This window comes from Sodalis sp. RH24 (genome assembly GCF_047324145.1).
In the GTDB taxonomy this organism is placed as follows: domain Bacteria; phylum Pseudomonadota; class Gammaproteobacteria; order Enterobacterales; family Enterobacteriaceae; genus Acerihabitans.
The window spans coordinates 5,295,316-5,322,257 of sequence record NZ_CP178729.1; the positions used below are offsets into that span (position 1 = coordinate 5,295,316).

Genomic DNA, 26,942 nt, shown 5'->3' on the forward strand with positions numbered 1-26,942 from the left:
GAATCCGGTTCTATATCAACATCCCGCGGCTGAAACAAAATATAATGCCGGAGCCGTTATTGATCGGCATCCGCGCCGCCGGGGTTATCCGCCGATCACGCATGGGTTCAGACGCGCACTGACAGAAGGTTCCATGACTACATCCGTTTTGCCAGACATGTCTTCACAATTTAACCGGCGCTGGGCCAGGGTGCTGCTGGAAACCCTCACCCGCCATGGGGTAGGGCATATCTGTATCGCGCCCGGCTCACGCTCCACCCCCCTGACCCTGGCGGCGGCGGAACATCCGTCCATCCTGTGCCATACCCATTTCGACGAGCGCGGGCTGGGGCATCTGGCCCTCGGCCTGGCCAAGGCGGCGCGCGGGCCGGTGGCGGTGATCGTTACGTCCGGCACCGCGGCGGCCAATCTGTACCCGGCGGTGATCGAAGCCAGCCTGACCGGGGAAAAGCTGATTATGCTGACCGCCGATCGGCCGCCGGAGCTTATCGACTGCGGCGCCAACCAGGCTATCCGCCAGCCGGGACTGTTTGCCGGTTTTGCCGTCCAGCGCGTGGATCTGCCGCGCCCGACGCCGGATATCCCTGCGCGCTGGCTGGTTTCCACCCTGGATCGGGCGCTGGCGGACCCGGCGCCGGGCGCGGTGCATATTAACTGCCCGTTCGCTGAACCGCTCTATGGCCCAGACGAAAATGGCGACGACGCTTGGTCGCGCGCGCTCGGCGACTGGTGGCAGGACGCCGGCCCCTGGCTGGCGCTTCCGCTGCCCGCCGCGCCCGCCGCCGTGCCGGACTGGGCGCAGTGGCGCACGCGTAAAGGGGTGGTGATTGCCGGGCGCATCCCCTGCGAACAGGGAGCGCGCCTGGCGGCATGGGCGGCCGCGCTCGGCTGGCCGCTGATTGGCGATGTGCTGTCGCAGACCGGCCAGCCGCTGCCTTATGCCGATCTCTGGCTGGCCCATCCCGAGGCGCGTCGGGTGCTGGATCAGGCTGAGCTGGTGATCCAGTTCGGCGGCAGCCTGACCGGTAAACGGCTGCTGCAATGGCAGGAGCAGTGCCGCCCGGCGGAGTACTGGCTGGTCGACCCGCTGCCGGGCCGCCTCGATCCGGCCCATCACCGGGGGCGGCGCATCAGTGCGCCCATCGGCGCGTGGCTTGGCGATCATCCCGCGCGCACGCAGGCTCCCTGGGCCCCTGAACTGGCCGGATTCGCCGCGCTGGCGCGGGATCGCATCCGGGCGGCGCTTGCCGACGGCCTGGGCGAAGCCCAGCTGGCCTGCCATCTTAACGATCTGCTGCCCGCGGGCGGCGCGCTGTTCCTGGGCAACAGCCTGACGATACGGCTGGTGGATGCGCTGGCCCAACTGCCGGCGGGTTACCCGGTATATGGTAACCGCGGAGCCAGCGGCATCGACGGCCTGCTGGCCACCGCCGCCGGCGTACAGCGCGCCGGCGACCGGCCGCTGCTTGCGCTGGTGGGCGATCTATCGGCGCTTTACGACCTGAATGCCCTGGCGCTGTTTCGTCATACCACGGCGCCGGTGGTGATCGTGGTGATCAATAATAACGGCGGCCAGATTTTTTCGTTATTGCCGACGCCGGAAGCGGTGCGCGAGCGTTTTTACGTGATGCCGCAGCAGGTGGAGTTTCGCCACGCGGCGGCGCTGTTCGGGCTGGATTACCTGCGGCCCGGGAACGCCGCTGAACTGCGCGACTGCGTTCAGCGCGCCTGGCGCCGGCCTGGGGGCGGGGCGGCCACGCTGCTGGAGCTGGCGGTGCCGCCCCGGGAGGGCGCGGATGTTTTTCGCCAATTGGTGGCCGGGATGGCCAGGCCATGAACCGCCATGCTCCACTGCCGCCTGCGGCAATCGGCATTCCCGTCGGGCCGGGGAAGGGCGCCGGCTGGACGGTAAGCCGCCTGCGCCGGGGCGATCCCTGCCGGCCGTGGCTGGTCTGGCTGCACGGCCTGCTGGGCAGCGGCGACGACTGGTCGCCGGTACTGCCTTATTTCAGCGACTGGTCCCTGGCGACGCTCAACCTGCCGGGGCATGGGCCCGATGCGGGCGCTGCCCGTGCGCCGGCGTGCGCGCTTCACCGCGAGCAGGCGGCTGATGGCGGCGCCCCGCGACAGACGGCCGGGCTGGACTTTGCCGCGGTGTCCGCCGGGCTTGCGCATACGCTGGCCGCGCTGGGCATCACCCGCTATATTCTTATCGGTTATTCCCTGGGCGGGCGCATTGCGCTCTACCATGCCTGCCGGGGACGGTGTGGCGCGGGTAATATCCCCGGCGCCGCCGGCGCGAACGGTCAAGAGGGGCTGTGCGGACTGTTTGTCGAAGGCGCCCATCCCGGCCTGGCGCACCGGCGGGAGCGCGCGGACCGTCTGCGCCACGACGGCCTGTGGGCACGGCGCTTCAGCCGGCAGCCGATAACCGCGGTACTGGCCGACTGGTACCGCCAGCCGGTGTTCGGCGATTTGTCCGACGACGCGCGCCGGCAGCTGGTCGCGCTGCGCGCCGCCAATGACGGCGCGGCTGTCGCGGCCATGCTCCTGGCCACCTCGCTGGCGCGGCAGCCCGATCTGGCGGCGCGGTTGCGCGCGCTGGACCTGCCGTTCGGTTACCTGTGCGGCGAACACGACGGCAAATTTACCGCCCTGGCCCGTGGGGCGGCATTGCCCCTGGTCCCGGTGCCCGGCGCCGGCCACAATGCCCACCGGGCCAACCCGCCGGCTTTTGCCGGCCAACTGCTCACCCTGCTAGCTCCGTTTCATTAAAGGAATGTTTTATGCTTAAACCCAGCGAAGACCAGTGGTACGCCCCTATCGATTGGCGCGATTGCAGCGGCGATTTCGAGGATATCCGCTATCATAAGTCCGCCGACGGCATCGCCCGGATTACCATCAACCGGCCCCAGGTACGTAATGCGTTCCGGCCGCTGACGGTCAAAGAAATGATCCAGGCCATGGCCGACGCCCGTTACGACGAAGGCATCGGCGTGATTATTCTTACCGGCGAAGGAGATAAGGCGTTCTGTTCCGGCGGCGACCAGAAGGTGCGCGGCGACTACGGCGGTTATAAGGACGACAGCGGCGTGCATCATCTTAACGTGCTGGACTTCCAGCGCCAGATCCGCACCTGCCCGAAACCGGTGGTGGCGATGGTGGCGGGTTTCGCCATCGGCGGCGGCCATGTGCTGCACATGATGTGCGACCTGACCCTGGCGGCGGACAATGCGGTATTCGGCCAGACCGGGCCTAAAGTCGGCTCCTTCGACGGCGGCTGGGGCGCGGCCTATATGGCGCGCATCGTCGGCCAGAAAAAAGCCCGGGAAATCTGGTTCCTTTGCCGGCAGTACGATGCGCGGCAGGCGCTGGACATGGGGCTGGTCAATACCGTTGTGCCGCTGGCCGACCTGGAGAAGGAAACCGTACGCTGGTGCCGGGAAATGCTGCAGAACAGTCCGATGGCGCTGCGCTGCCTGAAGGCCGCGCTGAATGCGGACTGTGACGGCCAGGCGGGGCTGCAGGAGCTGGCGGGCAACGCCACCATGCTGTTTTACATGACGGAGGAAGGGCAGGAAGGGCGCAATGCGTTCGTTGAGAAACGCCAGCCCGACTTCAGCAAATTCAAGCGGAACCCCTGATGCGCAGCGCAACGATCTACCGCTACAGCCTGCCGATGGAAGCCGGCGTGGTGCTGCGCAACCAGCGCCTGAAAAGCCGTGACGGCCTGGTGGTGCGGCTGGAGTGCGACGGCCGTGATGGCCTGGGGGAAATCGCGCCGCTGCCCGGCTTCAGCCGCGAAACGCTGATCGAGGCGGAGGCGTCGGCGCTGGAGCTGCTGCGGCGCTGGGTCGACGGCGAGGACGCGGCGGCGGACGGCGGCGGTCTGGCGTTGGCTTCCGGCCCCGCGGCGCCGTCGGTGGCGTTCGGCATCAGCATGGCCCTGGCCGAGCTGGCGGGTGAACTGCCCGACGCGGCGCCTTATCAGACCGTGCCGCTGTGCACCGGCGATCCCGATAGGCTGATACCGATGCTCGCGGCGTTGCCCGGCAGGAAGATTGCCAAGATCAAGGTCGGCATGTATGAAGCGATCCGCGACGCCGTCATGGTCAACCTGCTGCTGGAAGCGGTGCCGGATCTGCATGTGCGGCTGGACGCCAACCGCAGCTGGACCCCGGCCAAGGCCGCCGGCTTTGCCCGCTATCTTGACCCCTCCCTTATCGCGCGTATCGATTTTCTGGAAGAACCCTGCGCCACGCCGGCGCAATCGCTGGCCTTTGCCCGCGATACCGGCATCGCGATTGCCTGGGATGAAAGCCTGCGCGAGCCGGATTTTCAACTCCGCGCCCAGCAGGGCGTGGCGGCGGCGGTCATCAAACCCACGCTCACCGGCAGCCTGGCGCGCTGTCGCGCGCTGGTTGCCCAGGCGCACCGGGAGGGACTGACGGCGGTTATCAGTTCGGCCATCGAGTCCAGCCTGGGCCTGACGCAGCTTTCGCGCCTGGCCGCCTGGCTGACGCCGGGTATCCAGCCCGGCCTGGATACCCTTACGCTGATGCATTCGCAGCTGATCCGTCCCTGGTCCGGCAGCCCGCTGCCGTTATGCACCGCCGGGCAACTCTCTCAAACACGACTGGAGCCGACGGCCCGCCGCCTTTAAGGCAATCTCCGGACCGGCTTACTATGAAGATGCAATCATGATGACTTTCGCTACCTGGCCCTGGCACCATTGGGCGCAGCAGACGCCGCACAGTATTGCGCTGCGCGCCGACGACGCCGACTGGAGCTGGCGCAACCTGGTGATGCGCGTCGACCAGATGGCCGCCGCCTGGCAGCGGGCGGGCGTCACGGTGGGCTGCGGAGTGGCGTTGCGCGGTAAAAACAGCCTGGATCTGCTGCTGGCGTATCTGGCCGCGCTGCAATGCGGCGCGCGGGTTCTTCCCCTGAATCCCCTGTTGCCGGCCGAACTGCTGGCGCAGCGCCTGCCGACGCTGAATATGGATTTTGGCTGGTGCGCGCGCGGCCTGCCCTGGCCCGGGACCATCGCGCCGTTAACGATAATCGACGCCGACTCCGCCGCCGCCGCCGCGCCGATGGTGTCCTGGCAGGTTAACCGGCTGGCGACCCTGACGCTGACTTCCGGTTCCAGCGGCCTGCCCAAGGCGGCGGCCCATACCTACGCCGCGCACCTGGCCAGCGCCCGGGGCGTCACGCGGCTGATGGCTTTCCAGAACCGCCATCGCTGGCTGTTGTCGCTGCCGCTGTGCCATGTTTCCGGGCAAGGCATCGTCTGGCGCTGGCTGGCGGTGGGCGCCACGCTGGCGCTGGCCCGGGACCAGCCGCTGGAACGGGCGCTGGCCGGATGCACCCACGCCTCGCTGGTGCCGACGCAGCTGTGGCGTCTGCTGCAGGGTGACCCCGCGCGGCTTAGCCTGCAGGATGTGCTGCTGGGCGGCGCGATGATCCCCCTTGAGCTGACCCGCCGGGCGGAAGCGCTCGGCGTGCGCTGCTGGTGCGGCTACGGCCTGACGGAGTTTGCCTCCACCGTCTGCGCCAAGCGCGCCGATGCCTCGGGCGGCGTCGGTTCGCCCCTGGACGGCCGCGAACTGCGGCTGGTGGACGGTGAAGTGTGGCTGCGCGGCAGCAGCATGGCCGCGGGTTACTGGCAGCAGGGCCGGTTGCTGAAGCTGGCCGATGACGACGGCTGGTTTCATACCCGCGACGGCGGCCGGTTTGTCGACGGCGAACTGCATATCAGCGGCCGGCTGGATAATGTCTTTTTTTGCGGCGGCGAAGGGGTACAGCCGGAGGATATCGAACGCATCCTGGCCGCCCATCCCGCCGTGCGCCAGTCGTTTGTGGTGCCGGTGGACGACGGGGAGTACGGCCAGCGGCCGGTGGCGGTGCTGGAGGCCGATGCGCCTTTTCCCGAGCTGCGCGCCTGGCTGGAGCCGCAGCTGGCGCCGTGGCAGCGCCCGATCGCCTATCTTGCCCTGCGCCAGGTGCTGCCGGACAAGCTGGACGCCGGCGGCATAAAAATCCCGCGCAGCCAGCTTACCCGGCTGGCGCAGGCGCAATTCGCGTTAAATCCCTAAAGAAAGGTTGTGTTTGTCGGTCCGGCTTTCTAAAGTGGCGGTATAAAGATGAGAGGAGAGAAGCATGCTTAGGGTAGAAATGCTGTGCACCGGCGACGAAGTGCTGCATGGACAGATTCTCGATACCAATGCGGCCTGGCTGGCGAACTATTTGTTTGAGCAGGGGCTGCCGATGAGCGCGCGCATGACCGTAGGCGACAACCTCTCCGCCTTGGTGGCGGCGCTGACCGAGCGCAGCCTGCGCGCCGATATCATGATCGTCAACGGCGGCCTGGGGCCGACCAGCGACGATCTCAGCGCGCTGGCCGCCGCCACCGCCACCGGCGAGGAACTGATCGAACATCCCGAATGGCTGGCGAAAATCGAAGCCTTTTTCGCCGAACGCGGCCGGGTGATGGCGCCGAGCAACCGCAAGCAGGCGCAAATTCCCGCCAATGCCGAGATGATCGATAATCCGGTGGGCACCGCCTGCGGTTTTGCCCTGCAGCTTAACCGCTGCCTGATGTTTTTTACTCCCGGCGTGCCGTCGGAGTTCAAGGTGATGGTCGAGCAGCAAATCGTGCCGCGCCTGCGCGAACGTTTCGATCTGCCGGATCCGCCGCTGTGCCTGCGTCTCACCACCTTCGGCCGTGCGGAAAGCGAGCTGGCGAGCCAGCTTGACGACATGACGCTGCCGGAAGAGGTGGTGCTGGGCTACCGATCCTCAATGCCGATTATCGAATTAAAACTGACCGGCCCGGCCCATGAGCGCGACGCCATGGAATTGGCCTGGCAAAAAGTGCGCGCGGTGGCCGGTGAAAGCGCTATTTTTGAAGGTACCGACGATCTGCCGACCCAGCTGGCGCAACGTCTGCATCAGCGTCCGCTGACCCTGGCCATCGGCGAACGTTTTACCGCCGGACTGCTGACCTGGCAATGCCAGAGCGCGGGCATGCCGGTCAAGGGCGGCGAATGGCTGGAGGCCCCCGGCCCTGAGATCGCCGGTACTGCCGATGGCGACACCTTCTCCGGGCACCTAAGCGCGGCGGATGCCCCCCCGGCCCACGACGCCCAGTCGCTTTTGCGAAAGCTGGCCCGGCAGGCGCAAGGGCTGGCGGCGCGTCACGGCACGCAGCTTGCGCTGGTGGTCGGCGATATGGCGCAGGACAGCCTGAGCCTGGCGCTGCACACGCCGGACGGCGATTACGCCCAAACGGTGGTGTTCGCCGTCAGCATACAGCGCCACGGCCTGAAAACCCGCCAGGAAATGGTGTCGCTGATGGCGCTGAATATGCTCAGACGTTGGCTGAACGGCTGGCCGGTCTACGGCGAGCACGGCTGGATACGCATCGCCGCAACCCTGGCGTAAGCGCCGCGGGCGGTAATCGGCATCACGGCGGGCCTCCGGTCTGGCGTTAACGTCGGACCAGGCACACCCCGGCTGCTCTCCCCCGTCAAGGCGTGGCTGTAATCACGGTTGCGCAGGCGATGCGCACAGCCGCCCAACGAGGTAATCGACGAAGCAACGCACCCTGGCCGGTGTGTGCGCTCCGCCCACGAATACCGCATGCACCTCCTCACCATCGCCGGGATTGAACGCGTCGAGGATAGGCACGAGCCTGCCTGCCTGGATGGCGTCTGCCACCGTCTCGGCGCAAACACGCGCGATCCCGATCCCTTCGAGGGCCAGTTGGCCTTCCGTATCGCCATTATTCGTTTCCACGCAGCCCGTGATCGGCAATGAATAATCGCGGCCGTCTTTGCGAAACGGCCACGTTGGCGCGGCGCGTTTGAAGTTGAAGCCAATACAATCGTGATGGTAGAGATCCTCCGGAACCGCCGGCGTGCCGCGACGTGCGAGATAGTCCGGAGACGCCACGATGACCTTATGGGTGACGCCAAGCCGGCGGGCGGTAAGCAGTCCGTCGGGCAGCGGCCCCAGCCGCACTGCAACGTCCGCCTGGCCCGCGGCGATGTCCACGACGGCGTCGGTGGCAATGATTTCCAGCAGGATGCCGGGGTATTGCTGCATGAACGCGCGAAGAAGCGGTACGACGAACATTTTTCCATACTGCAGCGACAGACAAATCCGCAGACGCCCCCTGGGGGAACTCTGATTCGCAATGGACTGCTCGGTTTCCTTCAGATCCGCGATGATGCGCCGGGCAGACGCCAGATAAGTCATGCCCTCGGGCGTGAGTATCAGCGAGCGCGTGGTTCGCAGCAGCAGGCGAACGCCAAGCCGTGCTTCGATGCGGTCGATGACCCGCGCGATTGAAGACGGCGCCACCTTCAGCCGGCGTCCCGCCGCCGAAAAACCGCCTTCCTCCGCGACGAGCACGAAGATTTCCAGATCGCCGGCCAGGGCCATAAATACCACCTGTGCGTTTTACGCAAAAGAATTGAGCAAATTCATAGCATAGACGTCCGCATGGCGTGAGTCTATCTTTGCATAAGGGAGTGCAATGCCTTTTAACCGTGGCCGCTGCGGTTGAAGCTCAACGCTATCCCCATCTCTGTGCAATCTACGGCACCCATGAGGAGAGGACTATGGTTTCACCTTACCAGATACATATTCCTGACCAGCGGCTCGCCGCGATCAGGGCGAAAGTCGAAGGTTATGACTGGCATTTGCTGGCGGATGCGGGCGGTTGGTCGGCGGGCGTCGGCATCGGCGACCTCAAACGGCTCGTCGCCTACTGGCGGGACAGCTATCAGTGGCGCGAGGTGGAGCGGCGCATCAACCAGCTCCCCAATTTCACGACGGTTGTCGAAGGCGAGCATATCCATTTCGTCCATGTGAAGGGAGACGGGTCCAAGCCCCCCGTACTCCTCCTGCACGGCTGGCCGGGCTCGTATCTGGAGTTCGAGCGGCTGCTGGCGCCGCTTGCCGCCGATGGGCACGATGTCATCGTTCCCTCGCTCCCAGGCTTTGCCTTCTCGAACCCCATCACCGGCGTTATCGGGCCGCGCCGGTCGGCCGAGCTTATGCACGGGCTGATGACGCGCTTGTTCGGCCAGGCGCGCTACTTCGTCCAAGGGGGCGATTGGGGGGCGCATATCGCCAGCTGGCTGGCGTACGCGCGGCCGGACGCGCTGCTCGGTTTCCATATCAATATGGTGAGCATCTTCGCCGGGGATAGCGTTCCCACCACGCCGGAGGAAAAGGATCTGTTCTCCCGCCGCGCCGCGATCCTCGATTGGGAGACGGGCTATAATCACGAGCAGGAGACGCGCCCGCAGACACTGGGCGTCGCGCTGGCCGACAGCCCGGTCGGCGCGGCCGGCTGGATACTCGAAAAATTCGGTAAATGGTCGGATCTGCCGACGACGGCCGACGGCGGTCCGGACATCTGGAGCACATACTCGGAAGAGGAGTTGCTCACCAATATCATGCTGTATATCGCGACGCCGGCGGCGGTCACGGCAATGTGGATTTACCATGGCAAGCGCCTGGAAGGCGCGGATCGGTTCCCGGCCGGAACCCGCGTCCAGGCGCCGATGGGCGTCGCGGCGTTTCCCGATCCCGTCTTTCTGCCGACGCCACGCTCGTTTGCCGAAAAGACCTACAATATCGTGCATTGGACGGACATGGAGAGGGGCGGCCATTTCGCCGCGCTGGAACAGCCGGATCTGATGTTGGCGGACCTGCGCGCGTTCATCGCCACGGTGTTGGCCGCGCGCTGATAAGGCGCGGCGGCTTCGTCTCCGGGGTGCCGCAGCGCCTTTACGTCCCAGGGCTTCAATGCCGGCGCCGGCAACGGCCCTGTTTTAACGCGACTGAGTATCCCCGGCGGGGCGGAGCGGGGCGGCAAAATCCTCCGCATCCACATCATAACCCGACGGTTCCCAGCGAATCGTCAACAGCGCCGCCAGTCCGGCCAGCGGCGCGATGGCAATCACCCAGAACACGCCGGTATTCAGCAATGCCGCCAAGACCGGAAACAGGAACAGTGAAACGGTGGAGCTGGCGCGCATCAGCGTCTGGTTAAATCCTACCCCAACGCCGCGCAGCGAGGTCGGATAACTTAACGACGCGAAGGTCATGCTGTGCGAACCGGGGCCGATGCCCTGACCGAATAAAAACAGCGCCAGCATGGCGATAGCCAGTCCCGCGTGCAGCCCGTCGGCCGGCCGGCCGATCAGCGCCAGGCCGATAAGCGCCGCCAGCTGGAAGGCATACCCCAGCACCGTCATGTTCCAGGCGCCGAAACGCGGCACCCAGCGCACCGCTATCAGCCCGCCGACAAACGCAAACAGCAGGTTCAGCGCCAGCGACGCCAGAATCGTGGTCAGCATGGACTGCGCCAGGAAACTGCTGATGATCACCGGCAGGCCGAACGCCACGGCGTTATAGGCAAAAGACGAGGCCACGGCGATAATGGTCGCCAGCACGGTGCGCTTAAGGTAAATGCCTTTGAGCAGTTCGCCGTAATTGCGAAAACGCGCGCGGCGCGCGGGTACGGCGGCCGGGCCCTTGCCGGCGTCCGCCGCCACCCGGGCGTTAATGCCGTAGGAGCGCCTGAGGATGCGCGCCGCGCCGGCCAGATCGCCCTGATTGGCCGCCCATACCGGCGACTCGCTCATATATTTGCTGCGAATGGCGATGATAAACAGCGCCGGCACGGCGCCGAAACCCAATATCAGGCGCCATAGCCAATCGGTATACCCCGCGGGCAGCACGCCGTATAGCAGCAGCACCAGCAGGTACGACACGCTGATGGCGGCATACCAGGTGGGGCACCACATGGCGATGCTGGCCGCCTTGTTGCCCCGTCCCTGCAAACGGGAAAACTCCGCCAGGAAGGCCATGGCCACCGGCAAATCAATGCCGACCCCCAGCCCCATCACAAACCGCGCCCCGGCCAGCACCCACTCGTTGGGCGCAAAGGCGCAGGCCAGCGCGGCGATGACAAAAAAGAACATATCCGCCATAAACACCCGGTAGCGGCCGATTTTATCGGTCAGGTAACCGCCGAAAAACGCGCCGACGATAGCGCCGAAGGTGATTGCCGAGGCCACCATGCCGGTGCCGGCCGGCGTCAGGTTAAACTCGCGGGTAATATCCTTGACCCCAAAGGCCAGCGCCCCCAGATCGTAGGCGTCGAGGAACACGCCGCCCAGCGCAATGCCGATAATGATGCCGGCATGATTGCGTTTTTGCGTACCGGCGTTGACCAGTTGGGAGATATCAGCGGCGCTCTTGATAAATACCGGATCGCCTTCGGGCGCCATATCGGCGTCCAGCGTCGCGGTGTGGGCGGTACTCAGGAGTAGGGACATAGCGTGCTTATTGATTAAATCGAAAAGGTAAGGCGCAGCATACCCAGCGGCCGGCCCCAGGGAAAGGCCGAAAAGTTATAACTTAATACAAAATAATAGGTTGCACGCTGCTGGTGCAACCCGCGGCGGCATTACAGCTCCAGTTCGATATCCGCCACGGGCAGGCAGCAGCAGGGCAGGATCTCGCCGGGCCGGATAAACGCCAGCGGAGCATGCTGATATTGTACCTGCCCCTGCGCCAGGCGCAGGCGACAGGCGCCGCAATAACCCGAGCGGCACTGGGATTCCACCGGCACCTGGTGCGCTTCCAGCGCGTCCAGCAGCGAACCGTGGCGGCTCTCGCAGGCCAGGCGCGTCCCATCGCGGCGCAGCGTGATCATAGGCAGGGGCAGGGACACGGCGGCTTACAGCTGAAAGTCGCTAAGGTCGTCGGCGTTGACCTCGGAGTCAATCTGGCCGACAAGATAGGAGCTCACCTCCACCTCCTGCGGCGCCACCTGTACGTTATCGGACACCAGCCAGGTATTGATCCAGGGGATGGGATTGGAGCGGGTGGCGAACGGCAGTTCCAGGCCCACCGCCTGCATGCGGATATTGGTAATATAATCCACATACTGGCACAGGATATCCTTGTTCAGCCCGATCATCGAGCCGTCGCGGAACAGATAGCTGGCCCACTCCTTTTCCTGCTCCGCCGCCAGCACAAACAGGTCGTAGCATGCCTGCTGGCATTCTTTGGCGATCTCGGCCATTTCCGGGTCATCCTCGCCGGAACGCAGCAGGTTCAGCATATGCTGGGTGCCGGTCAGATGCAGGGCCTCGTCGCGGGCGATCAGGCGGATAATCTTGGCGTTGCCTTCCATCAGCTCGCGCTCGGCGAACGCAAAGGAGCAGGCGAAGCTGACGTAAAACCGCACCGCCTCCAGGGCATTGACGCTCATCAGGCACAGATACAGCTTTTTCTTCAGCTCGCGCAGGTTAACCGTCACTTCCCGGCCGTTCACCTGATGGGTGCCGACGCCCAGCAGATGGTAATAGCCGGTCAGCTCGATCAGATCGTCGTAGTACCCCGAAATATCCTTGGCCCGCTTGAGGATCTCCTCGTTGGTGACGATATCGTCGAACACCAGCGACGGATCGTTGACGATATTGCGGATGATATGGGTATAGGACCGGGAATGGATGGTTTCCGAAAAGGCCCAGGTTTCCACCCAGGTCTCCAGCTCGGGAATGGAGATCAGCGGCAGCAGCGCCACGTTGGGGCTGCGTCCCTGGATGGAGTCGAGCAGGGTCTGGTATTTCAGGTTGCTGAGGAAAATATGCTTTTCATGCTCCGGCAGCGCCTGGAAATCGATACGATCGCGCGATACGTCCACTTCTTCCGGCCGCCAGAAGAAGGAGAGCTGTTTTTCAATCAGCTTTTCGAAAATATCGTATTTTTGCTGGTCGTAACGCGCCACGTTAACGTTCTGGCCGAAGAACATCGGCTCGAGCAGCTGGTTGTTTTTATGCTGTGAAAATGTGGTATAGGCCATGGTCACTCCTGTTACCCACGGACGGCGCCAGCGCCGCCCGCGGCCGGTGTTAAATCTTACAGGCGCCGCTTTCGCAATCGTCGGTCTCGGCGGCGGCCTGCATATCTTCCTGCGCATCTTCGGCGCCATCGCGGGTATTTTGATAATACAGCGTCTTGACGCCGAACTTATACGCGGTCAGCAAATCTTTCAGCAACTGCTTCATCGGCACTTTACCCGCCGGGAAACGGGACGGATCGTAGTTGGTATTGGCCGAAATCGCCTGGTCGACAAACTTCTGCATGACGCCCACCAGATGCAGGTAACCGTCGTTGTTGGGCATTTCCCATAACAGTTCATAGGCGTCCTTCAGCCGGTTGGACTCCGGCACCACCTGGCGCAGGATGCCGTCCTTGGAGGCCTTGATGCTGACATAACCGCGCGGCGGCTCAATGCCGTTGGTGGCGTTGGAAATCTGCGACGACGTCTCGGAGGGCATCAGCGCCGAGAGGGTGGAGTTGCGCAGGCCGTGCCGCTGAATATCGGCGCGCAGGGTTTCCCAGTCATAATGCAGCGGCTCGCTGCAAATGGCGTCGAGATCCTTTTTATAGGTATCTATGGGCAGGATGCCCTGGGCGTAGGTGGTTTCGTTAAACCACGGACAGGCGCCGCGCTCCTGCGCCAGTTCGTTGGATGCCTTCAGCAGGTAATACTGGATGGCTTCGAACGTACGGTGCGTCAGGTTATTGGCGCTGCCGTCGGAATAGCGCACGCCGTTTTTCGCCAGGTAATAGGCGTAGTTGATCACGCCCACGCCCAGCGTGCGCCGGCCCATGGCGCCGCGCTGCGCGGCCGGGATCGGATAGTCCTGGTAATCGAGCAGGGCGTCGAGCGCGCGCACCGCAAGCGTCGCCAGCTCTTTCAGGTCATCCAGGCTGTCCAGGGCGCCCAGGTTAAACGCCGACAGGGTGCACAGCGCGATTTCCCCGCTTTCGTCGTTAACGTCTTCCAGCGGTTTGGTCGGCAGGGCGATTTCCAGGCACAGGTTGGACTGGCGGATCGGCGCCACGGACGCGTCGAACGGGCTGTGGGTATTACAATGGTCCACGTGCTGGATATAGATGCGGCCGGTGGAGGCGCGTTCCTGCATCATCAACGAGAACAGATCCACCGCCTTGACGCGCTGCTTGCGGATACTGTCGTCCTGCTCATACCGGGTATACAGCCGTTCAAACTCTTCCTGGTCGGCAAAAAAAGCGTCATACAGCCCCGGCACGTCGGACGGGCTGAACAACGTGATGTCCTCGCCCTTGACCAGGCGCTGGTACATCAGCTTGTTAATCTGTACGCCGTAGTCCATATGGCGCACGCGGTTGCCTTCCACCCCGCGGTTGTTTTTCAATACCAGCAGGCTTTCCACCTCAAGATGCCACATCGGGTAAAACAAGGTGGCCGCGCCGCCGCGCACGCCGCCCTGGGAACAGGACTTCACCGCGGTCTGGAAGTGTTTATAAAACGGCACGCAGCCGGTATGGAAGGCTTCGCCGCCGCGGATCGGGCTGCCCAGCGCCCGGATGCGGCCCGCGTTGATGCCGATGCCGGCGCGCTGCGAGACATATTTGACGATGGCGCTGGAGGTGGCGTTGATGGAATCCAGGCTGTCGCCGCACTCAATCAGCACGCAGGAGCTGAACTGGCGGGTCGGGGTACGCACGCCGGACATGATGGGCGTCGGCAGCGAGATCTTAAAGGTGGAAATGGCGTCGTAAAAACGTTTCACATAGTCCAGGCGGGTGGCGCGGTCATAACCCGAGAACAGGCAGGCCGCCACCAGGATATACAGGAACTGCGCGCTTTCGTAGATCTGGCCGCTGACCCGGTTTTGTACCAGGTATTTGCCTTCCAGCTGTTTCACCGCCGCATAGGAAAAATTCATATCGCGCCAGTGGTCGATAAAGCCGTCCATCAGGGCAAACTCTTCGGCGCTGTAGTCTTCCAGCAGATGGCGGTCGTATTTGCCCATTTCCACCAGCCGGGTGACGTGATCGTACAGCTTCGGCGGCTCAAACTGGCCGTAGGCTTTTTTACGCAGGTGGAATACCGCCAGACGGGCGGCCAGGTACTGATAATCCGGGGCATCGCGGGAAATGAGATCCGCCGCCGCCTTGATAATGGTTTCATGGATATCGGCGGTTTTGATGCCGTCGTAAAACTGGATATGGGAGCGGAGCTCGACCTGGGAAACCGAGACGTTTTCCAGGCCTTCCGCCGCCCAGTCGATCACGCGGTGGATCTTGTCGAGGTTGATTTTTTCTTTACTGCCGTCGCGTTTTGTAACAAGCAGACTCTGGTTCATAAGCCGCAATACCTGTCTGAGTGACCCCGGGCTTTATGCTCGCGCATAAGAAAAATAGTGTCTCCCGTTGCGGTAAAACACTATATATAGGGTTTTTTCGTTAATTTGATAACAAGATAGTGACAAACCGCAGCCAATGCAAGGGACTAAAACGCCCGATTTTGTGGATAACTTGGGGGTGAAATGTTAACGGATTCTTTAAAGCGCTATTTCACCGGCGCTTAGCGCATGTCAATGGCCGGCGAAAAAAATTCGAAAAGGGATTATTTGGTGTTTTATTAAACTAGGGGTAACGATTTTCGCTACCCCTGTCGGTCAAGACGCGTGGCGCGTATGCAGCATATAGTTAACGTCGACATTGCCGCCGAGGGTAAAACGATCGCGCAGCGGATTATAATGCAGCCCGATGATATGGCGCTCGCGCAGGGGGGTGCTTTCCAGCCAGTTCAGCAGCTCGGACGGCTTGATGAATTTCCTGATGTCATGGGTGCCGCGCGGCACGATGCGCAGCAGGTACTCGGCGCCGACGATGGCCATCAGCCACGACTTGGGGTTGCGGTTCAGGGTGGAGAAAAACACGTCGCCGCCGGGTTTCACCAGCCGGGCGCAGGCGCGCACGATCGAGGCCGGGTCGGGCACGTGCTCCAGCATTTCCATACAGGTGACCACGTCGTAACGTCCGGGATTGGCCGCGGCATGGTCTTCCACCGTTTGCTGGATATAGTCGATGTTTATCCCGGTCTCCAGCGCGTGAAGGCGCGCCACCGCCAGCGGCTCGGTGCCCATGTCAAGGCCGGTCGCCCGCGCCCCTTCGCGCGCCATGCTCTCCGTCAGGATGCCGCCGCCGCAGCCCACGTCCAGCACGTCTTTACCGAACAAGCCCCCGGCGCGGCCCAGGATATAGTCCAGGCGCAGCGGATTGATCCGGTGCAGCGGCTTGAATTCGCCCTCCAGATCCCACCAGCGCGAGGCGACGGCGTCAAATTTGGCAATTTCCTGCTGATCGACATTGTCGTGGCGCACGACGTCCTGTTTATTGCTGCTGACTTCCGGATTCATCACGCACGCTCCCTTATCGCGTTGGTGTTTGCATTCATACAGGTGTTTCCCGGGGAGAATCTTCCCGCCTGCGGCAAGTATACCGTTAACCGCGCAACTGACCAGCGGCATAACGGCGGAAATCACCGGCGCGGATGCTTCCGGGCGCCGACTATTTTCCCTGAATCACCGATGTATGGTATACTTTGGCACCTTCAAATCCGGGTAGATGCATCAATTAGTAGAGGGATAGCGGCTGCATGAGCGACCTTGCCAGAGAAATAACACCGGTCAACATCGAAGAAGAGATGAAACGCTCTTATCTGGATTATGCCATGTCCGTGATTATCGGACGTGCGCTGCCGGATGTACGTGATGGACTGAAGCCGGTACACCGCCGCGTTTTATTCGCGATGAGTGTGCTAGGTAACGACTGGAATAAACCTTACAAAAAATCGGCCCGTGTGGTCGGGGACGTTATCGGTAAATATCACCCCCATGGTGATTCCGCGGTCTACGACACCATCGTGCGTATGGCCCAGCCGTTCTCGCTGCGTTATATGCTGGTGGATGGCCAGGGTAACTTCGGTTCCGTCGACGGCGACTCCGCCGCGGCGATGCGTTATACCGAAATCCGCATGTCGAAAATCGCCCATGAGTTATTGGCGGACCTCGAAAAAGACACCGTGGACTACGTGCCGAACTACGACGGCACCGAGCAGATCCCCGAGGTCATGCCCACCAAGGTTCCCAACCTGCTGATCAACGGTTCCTCCGGTATCGCGGTCGGCATGGCCACCAATATTCCGCCGCATAACCTCACCGAGGTGATCAACGGCTGCCTGGCCTATATCGATGATGAAAATATCAGCGTCGAAGGGCTGATGGAACATATCCCGGGGCCGGACTTCCCCACCGCCGCCATTATCAACGGCCGGCGCGGCATTGAAGAAGCCTATCGCACCGGACGCGGCAAAATCCTCATTCGCGCCCGCGCGGAAGTGGAAGCGGATGCCAAAAGCGGCCGCGAAACCATTATCGTGCATGAAATTCCGTACCAGGTGAACAAAGCCCGGCTGATCGAGAAGATTGCCGAACTGGTCAAGGACAAGCGTATCGAGGGCATCAGCGCCCTGCGCGACGAATCCGATAAAGACGGCATGCGCATCGTGATCGAAATCAAGCGCGACGCGGTGGGCGAGGTGGTATTGAACAACCTCTACTCCCAGACGCAGCTGCAGGTGTCGTTCGGCATCAATATGGTGGCGCTGCACCAGGGCCAGCCAAGGATCATGGCGCTGAAGGATATTTTGTCCGCCTTTGTCCGCCACCGCCGCGAAGTGGTTACCCGCCGTACCATTTTTGAACTGCGCAAGGCGCGCGACCGCGCCCATATCCTTGAAGCCCTGGCCGTGGCGCTGGCGAATATCGATCCGATCATCGAGCTTATCCGCAACGCGCAGAATCCGACGGAAGCCAAGGCCGGGCTGGTGGCCCGTCCCTGGGAGCTGGGCACCGTGGCGGCCATGCTTGAGCGCGCCGGCGACGACGCCGCCCGCCCGGAATGGCTGGAGCCGGAGTTCGGCATCCGTGACGGCAAATATTACCTGACCGAACAGCAGGCCCAGGCCATCCTGGATTTGCGCCTGCAGAAACTGACCGGACTGGAGCATGAAAAGCTGCTCGACGAGTACAAAGAGCTGCTGGATCAAATCGCTGAACTGATTATTATCCTGGAAAATCCCGATCGGCTGATGGAAGTGATTCGCGAAGAACTGAACGCGATGAAAGAGCAGTACAACGACCCCCGCCGCACTGAAATCACCGCCAATACCTCGGATATCAATATCGAAGATCTGATCAACGAGGAAGACGTGGTGGTGACCCTGTCCCACCAGGGCTATGTCAAATACCAGCCTCTGACCGATTACGAAGCCCAACGGCGCGGCGGCAAGGGCAAATCGGCGGCGCGCATCAAGGAAGAAGACTTTATCGACAGGCTGCTGGTGGCCAATACCCATGACACCATCCTGCTGTTTTCCAGCCGCGGCCGTATGTACTGGATGAAAGTATACCAACTGCCGGAAGCCAGTCGCGGCGCCCGTGGCCGGCCGATCGTCAATCTGCTGCCCCTTGAGCCGAATGAACGCATCACCGCCATCCTGCCGGTGCGGGAATATGAGGAAGGCCGCCATGTGTTTATGGCGACCGCCAGCGGCACCGTGAAGAAAACCGCACTGACCGAGTTCAGCCGGCCGCGCAGCGCCGGCATCATCGCCGTCAACCTCAACGAGGGCGACGAACTGATCGGCGTCGATCTGACCGACGGCAAGAACGAAGTCATGCTGTTCTCGGCCTACGGTAAGGTCGTGCGCTTCCCGGAAGGGCAAGTGCGCTCCATGGGCCGTACCGCCACCGGCGTGCGCGGCATCAACCTGGCCGAGAAGGATCGCGTGGTGTCGCTTATCATACCGCGCGGAGACGGGCCGATCCTGACCGTTACCCAGCATGGTTACGGTAAACGTACCGCCCAGGAGGAATACCCCACCAAATCCCGCGCCACCCTCGGCGTGATCTCGATTAAGGTGAGCGAACGCAACGGCGAGGTGGTCGGCGCGGTGCAGGTGGCCGATACCGATCAGATCATGATGATCACCGACGCCGGCACCCTGGTGCGTACCCGGGTTTCCGAGGTCAGCATCGTCGGGCGCAATACCCAGGGCGTGACCCTGATCCGCACCGCTGAAAACGAGCATGTGGTCGGCCTGCAGCGCGTGGCCGAGCCGGTTGACGACGAAGAGCTTGACAGCGTCGAAGGCCTGGCCGATGGCGACGAAATCGAAGACGCCGCCGATGAGGATATCGATGGCGAGGATGCCGGCGACGATATCGGCGCGGACGACGATGACTTGGCGGACGGAGACGACGAGCCGAACGCCTGATTGCCGCCGCCGCCCGGTGTCAGCATAGCGCCGGGCGGCACGGCCGCCCCGAAAGCCAGCCGCCGCGCTGGCTTTTTTTATAGGGGGCCGGTAGTGTAACGCATACGCTGGCCTCCGATTAAAGACTATTACCGGAACGTGACTTTCTTGAAATACTTCACATCATTTCGCACAACGGTAAAAATATCCCGCTATCTGTTCCGCACCCTGGCGCTATTGCTGTGGGCGCTGGGCGCGCTGCTGTCGGCTTTTTACATTATCAGCCAATTACACCAGCGCGAGTCCGATCTGCGCCAGGAGTATTACACCAGCTACGGCCAGGCCCAGGCCTATATCACCCGTTCCACCACCATTATGCGGGAAATTAAATATGTGGCGGAAAACCGGCTTAACGCCGGCCTGCCGGGACTGGATATGCTTAACGGCGTATTTGCCGGCAAGGCCAGCCGCCCCGATATTTCGCCGCTCTATCCCACTGCCGACTGTAGCGGCACCGGTACCGAATACCATAACGCCGTCGATTCCCTGAGTTATTTCCTCAGCTACTGGAAAGACAGTTTTTCCGATGCCTACGACCTTAACCGGGTGTTTTATATCAGCGGCGAAAGCCTCTGCATGGCGGATTTCAACTTCCGCGGCACCGCGGGCACGGCGGCCTCCCTGCCGAAAAGTCTGCAGCAGGAGATAATCAAATACCGCAACGCGCGCCAAAACGGACGCGAGGACGACTTGTATTGGGTGGTGCCCGGCGCGCGCTCCGGCAGCGGCTCGCTGTACGTATTGACGCCCATCTATGTCGCCAGCAAACTGCAGGCGTTGCTGGGTATAGAACTGAGCATCCGGCTGGAGGATTTTTCCACCGCCAGTACCCTGCCTATCGGCATCACCCTGCTGGATCAGGGCAATATGCCGGTGCTGTCGCTAGCCGACGGGGAGCGCAAAGCGTCGGCGCTGACGGAGTATCCGGCGCAGGCCAGCTATTACGGTTATACGGATAGCTATAAAAACCTGGTGATGAAAAGAAACCTGGCGCCGTCGTCGTTGAGCATCCTGTATTCACTGGCGCTGACCACGATGGTGGAAAATTTCAAGCCGCTGATTTTTAATGCTTTGTTGTTGAATGTCCTGTCGGCCACCCTGCTGTTTATGCTGGCCTGGCTGTTTGAGCGCAGGATGTTCTCCCCGGCGGAAAAAAACGCCCTGCAGCTGGAGGAGAACGAGCAGTTTAATCGCAAAATCGTCGCCTCCGCGCCGGTGGGCATCTGCATCCTGCGCATCAGCGACGGCGCTAACCTTATCAGCAATGAGCTGGCGCATAATTATCTCAGCCTGCTGACGTTTGAGGATCGGCAGCGCATCATCCATATCATCTGCGGCCAGCAGGTGAATTTTGTCGATGTCATGACCAGCAATAATAATAACCTGCAAATCAGCTTCGTGCATTCGCGCTATCGTAATGAAAACGTCGCCATCTGCGTGCTGGTGGATATCAGCGCCCGGGTAAAAATGGAGGAATCCTTGCAGGAAATGGCGGCGGCGGCGGAACAGACCAGCCAGGCGAAGTCGATGTTCCTGGCCACGGTCAGCCATGAGTTGCGCACCCCCTTGTACGGTATCATCGGCAATCTCGATTTGATCAAGACCAAGGCGCTGCCGGACGGCGTCGATCGCCTGGTGATGGCGATGGACAACTCTTCCGCGTTATTGCTCAATATCATCAGCGATATCCTCGACTTTTCGAAAATTGAATCCGAACAGCTGAAAATCGAGCCGCGGTGTTTTTCCCCGCGGGAAGTGGTCAGCCATATCGCCGGCAATTACCTGTCGCTGGTGGTGAAAAAACGCTTAGGGTTGTACTGCTTTATCGATCCCGACGTGCCGCAGAACCTGCGCGGCGATCCGGTGCGCCTGCAGCAGGTGTTGTCCAATCTGCTGAATAACGCCATTAAATTTACCCACAGCGGTTGCCTGGTGATCCGCGTTTATCGCGACGCGGATTACCTGCTGTTCCAGATACGCGACACCGGCGTGGGCATCCAGCAGCGCGAGCTGCTGCGGCTGTTCGACCCCTTTGTGCAATTGGGCAGCGGCGGGCAGCAGCAGTCCCATGGCACCGGGCTGGGGCTGGCCATCTGTGAAAAGCTGGTCAATCTGATGGACGGCGATATCGCCGTTGAGTCCGAGACCGGGCTGGGAAGCCAGTTTACCATCCGGCTGCCGCTCTACCAGGCAAGCTACGCGCCGCCGGTGCTGAGCAGCGACCTGTACGGGCGCGTCTGCTGGCTGCATGTGCGCAATGCGGCGCTGGAGGCTTACCTGATCCGTTTGCTGGGCGCCGAAGGCATGGTGGTTAAACGCCATACCTGGCAGGACATTGACAACGAATCCGTGTTCATTACCGATGACGATGATGCGCCGGCGCAACGCCCGCGCGTCTGGATCCGTTTTATGGTCAACCATATCGGCCCCGCGCAGGAAATGTCCGCGGGGGAATGGTGGCTAAGCTCGGCCTTCGCGGACGCGCTGCCGCTGCTGTTGCTGAAAATCTGCCGCGATGACCAGAAGACGGTGCCGGCGTTGCCCTCGCCGGCGGCCATGATGCAGAATGCCTGCGACCTTAATAACGATATCCGCATCCTGGTGGTGGACGATCACCCCATTAATCGCCGGCTGCTGGCGGATCAGCTTGAATCGCTGGGCTACCAGGTGATTACCGCCAACGATGGGGTGGATGCGCTGGGGACGCTGCAAAAACAGTCGGTGGATATCATCCTTACCGATGTCAATATGCCGAATATGGACGGCTACCAGCTGACCCGGCGCTTACGCGGGCAGGGCGTCCAGCTGCCGGTGATTGGCGTGACCGCCAACGCCCTGGCGGAGGAAAAACAGCGCTGCCTGGATGCGGGCATGGACAACTGCCTGTCCAAGCCGGTCACCCTGAGCGTATTGCAGCCGGCGCTGGCGCATTTCAGCCAGCAGACCCGGCGGCAACGCCAGCAATCTCCCGCCGATGCCGGTTAAAGGCAATGGAATGCGCTGCGTATGGCGGCGCCATGGCACGAGGGACGGTGAGGGTAGAGAAAAGCACAAGGTCGCGGGGAACGTCGGCATATCGGACGGGCGGCGTAGGACGCCGCCCGTTGCGGCAAGAGGGGCGTTACTCTTTGTCCACCGGCGCCATACTGACTGACGACAGGTAATTAAGCAGGGCGATATCATTTTCCACGCCCAACTTCAGCATGGCTGATTTTTTCTGGCTGCTGATGGTCTTGATGCTGCGGTTGAGCTTTTTGGCGATTTCCGTGACCAGGAATCCCTCGGCGAACAGCCGCAGCACTTCACTCTCTTTTGGGGAAAGGCGCTTATCGCCATAGCCGCCGGCGCTGATGCGCTCAAGCAGTTTCGCCACGCTGTCGGGAGTATATTTTTTACCCTTTTGCAGCGAGGCCAACGCCTTGGGCAGGTCGGTGGGCGCCCCCTGCTTAAGGACGATACCGTCGATATCCAGTTCCAGCACCGCGCTTAAAATGGCCGGGTTGTTATTCATGGTCAGCACGATAATCGCCAGGTGCGGGTAGTGGCGTTTGATATATTTAATAAGGGTGATGCCGTCGCCGTATTTCTCGCCGGGCATCGAGAGATCGGTCACCAGGACGTTGGCGTCCAGCTTGCTCAGGCTGTTGATTAACGAGGTGGAGTCTTCGAATTCACCGACAACTTTAACCCACTCGATGGATTCCAGGGATTTGCGAATGCCAAACAGGACGATGGGATGGTCATCGGCAATGATGACGTTCAGATTATTCATAATGTTGACTACCTTGCATGCTGTAGCAGTTTAATAACAAAAGCATCAATTTGGTGGATATCGTTGCCGATTTTTGTATTATCATTTTGCATAGTAGCTTGTTTTATATGTTGTTCCAGGGTTTCACATAACACCTTGCCCGGAACCAGGTTCAGCATGGCAAAGACGCCTTTGAGGCGGTGCGCGGTCTGGGCCAGAGCGCTCAGGTCGCCGCTCTCGGCTTCAGTATACAGCCTCTTGACGTCATCGGGTACTGTATCGACGAATAGCGGAAAATAGCCGCTCGAAAAGAGCTGTTCCAGGGCCGCGTTCTCCTGGTTCCCAGGCGTCGTATCCATGTCCCTGCCGCTATCCGCCTGGGCCAGCCTCAGCTCCATCAATTGTAGCATTGCGTCCAGCAGCGGACTGCTCAGATTATAATTAACCCGCAGACGGTACGGCGAAAGCGAGGTAATCGCCGGTTCGCCGCCGTGCAGCAAAATGGCGAAATCCTCCAGGCGATTGCTATCGTCGGTCAGCAGCAGGTCATGCTCCTGGACCAGATGGTGCTCATCGGGATACAGACATTTCCCCCCCCACTGGGTCACCATGGCGTTGACGATGGCGCGGACTTCCTCATTGGCGATATCCAGCAGTACCTGCGTATCCTCCAGGATCTTTTCCTGTTCATCCGCGTCCTCGCCGCCGGCCGCCGGCGGCAGCTGCAGCCTGACCCGGTAGCGGGTGCCGATATCGGCCTTGCTATGGATATCCAGGCCGCCGCCCAGCTGTTTACACAGCTTCGAGCACAGGAACCAGGTCAGGGCCGACCCGCGCTGGTAATGATCTTCGCGCGCCCGGCTGACAAAGGGCTGGTGCAGGTTCGCCAGCTCTTCGGCGCTGATGCCGCTGCCGGTATCGCTGATGGTGCACAGCAAGATATCGGGGCGGGACGGGTCCTGATCCACGGATAAGACGATTTTGCCGTACTGGGTGCTGATAATGCTGTAATCCAGCAGCAGCGAAATGATTTTTTTCACCGCCAGCGCGTCGCCCCAGTGCCGCTGGTTTAAAGGCAAATGGTAGTGGTGATACAGGGTCAGCCCTTTTTGCGCCACGGCGGGCAAACGCTCCACCAACAGGGCGTCGATAAGTTCCGCCAGCGAAAAGTCCGCCGGATTCGGCTGCCAGTCCTTAATTTCCAGCGCCGTCAGCAGGCGCAGGTTATCAAACAGCGCGGCCAGGCGCGAGGACTCGCATTTCAGGCCCGCCAGGCAACGCTTGCGATCCTCGTCGGTCGCGGCGTGCTCCAGGGCATCGGTTAATTCATTTATCACCATCAGCGGGCGGCTTAACTCATTCTGGAAGTTGGTGAGAATGGCGCGCCGCGCCTGGTGGTTTTTCGCCAGCTCCTGCTGCGCCTGCTGCAGCCTTTTATTCACCAGCACTTCTTTATCGTGATCCAGCAGTTGGAACAGATAGGTCTCCGGGGAAAGCTGGCTTTTGAACATGCGGATTTCATACACTTCGTTATTGACCGTCGCCTGGATGATGCCCTGGTGGCTTTCGGCCAGGTTGGCGATTTTTTGCAGGCTGAGATGGGGCAGCAGATGATCGCCGATCTTATTGCTGGCGACCAGGGTGTTATCGCTGAAATCGTACACCAGCAGCCCCAGGGGCAGATTGGCTATCACTTCCTCGCTTAGGATACGGTGGGATTTCAAATCGTGCGCCATATTCGCGCGCGGGCGCAGGAAATGCTGGCGCACCAGGTAAACGCCCAGCAACGAGAGGGCGATCATCAGCAGCTCAATGGCAACCGGCCAGATATTATTGCGCAGCAGATCAAGGATCAGGCCGCCCAGCGGCACGCGGTACACCAGATTCAGCGGCGCATTGCTAAACCGGGCGGTGATGGCGAGCGCCGACCCGGTTATCACGCTGGTTGCCGGCTGCGCGTTGTCCTGCTCGTCTTCCTCGTCGTCATTGGCCGCGCCGGCGCCGACCAGGGAGAAATTGGCCCGCGCCATGTTCAGCGGGATCACATCGCTGACCGGCAGATCGAAGGCGACGATGGTGGCCAGATGCCCCGGCTGGTTGATGATGATCCGGTGAGTAAAGTAGTAGTCGTTCTGGAAACGGTATTTGCGCAGCGGCGAAAAACTTTCGCGTTCATCAAGGATATTAGCCTGCTGCAGCATTTCGGCCCGACGGGATTTTACCAGGGCGCTGATAAAGCTGTCTTCGAAACGCGGCGCAATATCCCGCAGCGGCTGCGTGGAAATCAGCGTCAGGCTGTTGTCGACGCCGTTGAGATAAAATAAAGAGTAGTTATTGCTCTCGCCGCCCCACAGCACGTCCAGGTAATCCGACATCTTCACCGCCGTGGCCAGGGTGGCGCTTTCATGGGCGCCAAAGATCAGTCCGTCGGTTTTTCGATGGGGTTTTTCAATGTAGAACACATCGGGACGCAGGCGGGTTTCGTGAATATTCCCAAGCGTCATGTCGACCGGGCCAGTACCGGTGGATTGCTCATAGAGGCGATCCGCCACGAAACGGTAGGTATCGATGCGTTTTTGCAGCGCCACGGTGATGGTGGTCATGCTGTGCTTTTTTTCAATGATATAGGCATTAACGGCATGCAGGCCAAACAGCCATAACGACAGCAGCAATAATAAAATAAACACCACCAGGCCGCGGGTGAGCGCGGCCGGTGTCAGGGTCAGGTTCTTGATTTGCATATTTTTTTATCACCGGCTTTCTTTATCGGGTCACCCGGCGCGCGCTCAGGGTAACCACCAGAAGTAACAATGCGACGCAGCCGAACGCGGTGAACAGGCTGGTCAAATGGGCAATAAAGCCGATCAGCGCCGGGCCGGCCAGGATACCGGCGTAACCGACGCCGGAAATGGCCGCCAGGGCAAGATTAGGCGGCATATCCGTTTGGGTGCCCACGACGCTGAACAGCAGCGGCACCAGGTTGGCGGCGCCCAGTCCCACCAGCATAAAACCCAACAGCGTCACCAGCGGCTGATCGATGAAAATGGCCAGCCACAGCCCGGCGGAGGCGCACAGGCTGCCGGCCGCCAGGGTGCGGAACCGGCCGATGGCGTTGATAAGCCGGTCGCCGTTCAGGCGCCCAACGGTCATGGCGATGGAGAACAAGACATAGCCCAGGCCGCCCCTGGCGCTGTCAAGCCCACGCTCGACGGTCAGGAACAAGGCGCTCCAGTCCAGCATCGCGCCTTCGGCCAGGAACAGGATAAAACAGAGCATTCCGATAAACAGCACTTTACCGCGCGGGCGTACGAACAGCGGGCCGGGATCGTTTTCCTGCGGTTGCGCCAGCAGGTCTCCCGCGGCGTACAGCAGCAAGGCCACAATCGCCAGGTCGGCGACGGCAATCGACCAGAACGGCGTACATCCAAGCCACAGCAGAATACTGACCAGACCGGCGCCGGCAATGCCGCCGATGCTGAAAAAACCGTGAAATCCCGACATCATGGCCCGGCCGCTGGCTTTTTCCACCGTCACCGCCTGGATATTCATGCTGATGTCCATGGCGCCGAGCGCCGCGCCGAACAGCAACAGGGCGACGCCAAGGGATACCGGGGCGGCCGCCAGCGCCAGGGCCGGCAGCGTCAGGCAAAGCAATACGCCGGCGCCGGTAATCATCCGCCGGCAGCCGAGCCTGGCGGCCAGCGGCGCCGCCAGCGGCATGGCCAGCAGCGAACCGATGCCCAGGCACAGCAGCAGCATGCCGAGGGCGGCGTCATCAATATCCAGGCGCAGCTTGGCGAAGGGAACCAGCGGCGCCCAGGCCGACATGCCGAAGCCGGCGATAAAAAAAACGATCCGCGTGGCGATACGTACCGGCAGGCCGATGTGTTGCTGCGTATTATAAGTCGTGGTCATGAAGCTTTCCGCATATCCTGCCTGGAA

Annotated in this window: 18 protein-coding genes; 9 read left to right on the top strand and 9 right to left on the bottom strand. The window is 61.6% G+C overall.

The features are described from left to right. The first annotated feature begins 133 nt into the window (after window positions 1–133). The 6 genes from menD (at window position 134) to ACL2XG_RS24130 (ending at window position 7,446) form a co-directional block, all read left to right on the top strand. A complete protein-coding gene (gene menD, locus ACL2XG_RS24105; protein ID WP_413723330.1) occupies window positions 134–1,837 on the top strand; it encodes a 2-succinyl-5-enolpyruvyl-6-hydroxy-3-cyclohexene-1-carboxylic-acid synthase in 1,704 nt (567 codons plus the stop codon). Next, window positions 1,834–2,775: a 2-succinyl-6-hydroxy-2,4-cyclohexadiene-1-carboxylate synthase gene (menH, locus tag ACL2XG_RS24110; protein ID WP_413723329.1), complete on the top strand. Its 942-nt coding sequence runs from the start codon at window positions 1,834–1,836 to the stop codon at window positions 2,773–2,775. Before menD ends, menH begins: the two co-directional genes overlap by 4 nt. An 11-nt stretch (window positions 2,776–2,786) precedes the next feature. Then, the gene (menB, locus tag ACL2XG_RS24115; RefSeq protein WP_410014227.1) at window positions 2,787–3,644 is read left to right on the top strand and encodes a 1,4-dihydroxy-2-naphthoyl-CoA synthase; all 858 of its coding nucleotides are present in this window, start codon (window positions 2,787–2,789) and stop codon (window positions 3,642–3,644) included. Then, entirely contained in the window at window positions 3,644–4,663 is a 1,020-nt protein-coding gene (gene menC, locus ACL2XG_RS24120; protein WP_413723328.1) for an o-succinylbenzoate synthase, read from the top strand. Before menB ends, menC begins: the two co-directional genes overlap by 1 nt. A 37-nt stretch (window positions 4,664–4,700) precedes the next feature. After that, complete coding sequence (gene menE / locus ACL2XG_RS24125; RefSeq protein WP_413723327.1) at window positions 4,701–6,098, top strand: o-succinylbenzoate--CoA ligase; 1,398 nt, start codon at window positions 4,701–4,703, stop codon at window positions 6,096–6,098. A gap of 64 nt (window positions 6,099–6,162) precedes the next feature. After that, window positions 6,163–7,446 carry a nicotinamide mononucleotide deamidase-related protein YfaY gene (locus ACL2XG_RS24130; RefSeq protein WP_413723326.1) on the top strand — a complete coding sequence of 428 codons (1,284 nt, stop codon included), beginning with the start codon at window positions 6,163–6,165 and terminating at the stop codon, window positions 7,444–7,446. A 102-nt stretch (window positions 7,447–7,548) separates the two neighbouring features. Here ACL2XG_RS24130 and ACL2XG_RS24135 read toward each other — a convergent pair whose 3' ends face one another. After that, complete coding sequence (locus ACL2XG_RS24135) at window positions 7,549–8,448, bottom strand: LysR family transcriptional regulator (protein WP_410014231.1); 900 nt, start codon at window positions 8,446–8,448, stop codon at window positions 7,549–7,551. 179 nt (window positions 8,449–8,627) lie between these two features. Between ACL2XG_RS24135 and ACL2XG_RS24140 the strand changes: the two genes are divergently transcribed. Next, window positions 8,628–9,764, top strand: a complete 1,137-nt coding sequence (locus tag ACL2XG_RS24140; protein WP_413723325.1) for an epoxide hydrolase family protein — start codon at window positions 8,628–8,630, stop codon at window positions 9,762–9,764. Between the two features lie 84 nt (window positions 9,765–9,848). Here the strand turns inward: ACL2XG_RS24140 and ACL2XG_RS24145 are convergent, their stop codons facing one another. The 5 genes from ACL2XG_RS24145 to ubiG all read right to left on the bottom strand — a co-directional run bounded on the left by ACL2XG_RS24145 (window position 9,849) and on the right by ubiG (window position 16,289). After that, a complete protein-coding gene (locus ACL2XG_RS24145) occupies window positions 9,849–11,360 on the bottom strand; it encodes an MFS transporter (protein ID WP_410014233.1) in 1,512 nt (503 codons plus the stop codon). 131 nt (window positions 11,361–11,491) lie between these two features. Continuing rightward, a complete protein-coding gene (yfaE, locus tag ACL2XG_RS24150; protein ID WP_410016766.1) occupies window positions 11,492–11,752 on the bottom strand; it encodes a class I ribonucleotide reductase maintenance protein YfaE in 261 nt (86 codons plus the stop codon). Window positions 11,753–11,764: 12 nt separating this feature from the next. Beyond that, a complete protein-coding gene (gene nrdB, locus ACL2XG_RS24155; protein ID WP_413723324.1) occupies window positions 11,765–12,895 on the bottom strand; it encodes a class Ia ribonucleoside-diphosphate reductase subunit beta in 1,131 nt (376 codons plus the stop codon). 49 nt (window positions 12,896–12,944) lie between these two features. Continuing rightward, window positions 12,945–15,230 carry a class 1a ribonucleoside-diphosphate reductase subunit alpha gene (nrdA, locus tag ACL2XG_RS24160; RefSeq protein ID WP_410014235.1) on the bottom strand — a complete coding sequence of 762 codons (2,286 nt, stop codon included), beginning with the start codon at window positions 15,228–15,230 and terminating at the stop codon, window positions 12,945–12,947. A gap of 315 nt (window positions 15,231–15,545) precedes the next feature. After that, entirely contained in the window at window positions 15,546–16,289 is a 744-nt protein-coding gene (ubiG, locus tag ACL2XG_RS24165) for a bifunctional 2-polyprenyl-6-hydroxyphenol methylase/3-demethylubiquinol 3-O-methyltransferase UbiG (protein WP_410016767.1), read from the bottom strand. A 239-nt stretch (window positions 16,290–16,528) separates the two neighbouring features. Here ubiG and gyrA point away from each other — a divergent pair, with 239 nt between their 5' ends. Beyond that, window positions 16,529–19,210 carry a DNA topoisomerase (ATP-hydrolyzing) subunit A gene (gene gyrA / locus ACL2XG_RS24170; protein ID WP_413723323.1) on the top strand — a complete coding sequence of 894 codons (2,682 nt, stop codon included), beginning with the start codon at window positions 16,529–16,531 and terminating at the stop codon, window positions 19,208–19,210. A 147-nt stretch (window positions 19,211–19,357) separates the two neighbouring features. Beyond that, window positions 19,358–22,234 (top strand): two-component system sensor histidine kinase RcsC, encoded by a 2,877-nt coding sequence (rcsC, locus tag ACL2XG_RS24175; protein ID WP_413723322.1) that lies wholly within the window; start codon window positions 19,358–19,360, stop codon window positions 22,232–22,234. Between the two features lie 136 nt (window positions 22,235–22,370). On the opposite strand, the gene rcsB is transcribed toward rcsC, so the two are convergent. The 3 genes from rcsB to ACL2XG_RS24190 are packed head-to-tail and all read right to left on the bottom strand — an operon-like array spanning window position 22,371 to window position 26,915. Further along, complete coding sequence (gene rcsB / locus ACL2XG_RS24180; protein WP_331121075.1) at window positions 22,371–23,021, bottom strand: response regulator transcription factor RcsB; 651 nt, start codon at window positions 23,019–23,021, stop codon at window positions 22,371–22,373. Between the two features lie 8 nt (window positions 23,022–23,029). Then, window positions 23,030–25,741, bottom strand: a complete 2,712-nt coding sequence (gene rcsD / locus ACL2XG_RS24185; RefSeq protein ID WP_413723321.1) for a phosphotransferase RcsD — start codon at window positions 25,739–25,741, stop codon at window positions 23,030–23,032. A 22-nt stretch (window positions 25,742–25,763) separates the two neighbouring features. Beyond that, window positions 25,764–26,915: an MFS transporter gene (locus tag ACL2XG_RS24190; RefSeq protein WP_413723320.1), complete on the bottom strand. Its 1,152-nt coding sequence runs from the start codon at window positions 26,913–26,915 to the stop codon at window positions 25,764–25,766. Window positions 26,916–26,942: the final 27 nt, after the last annotated feature.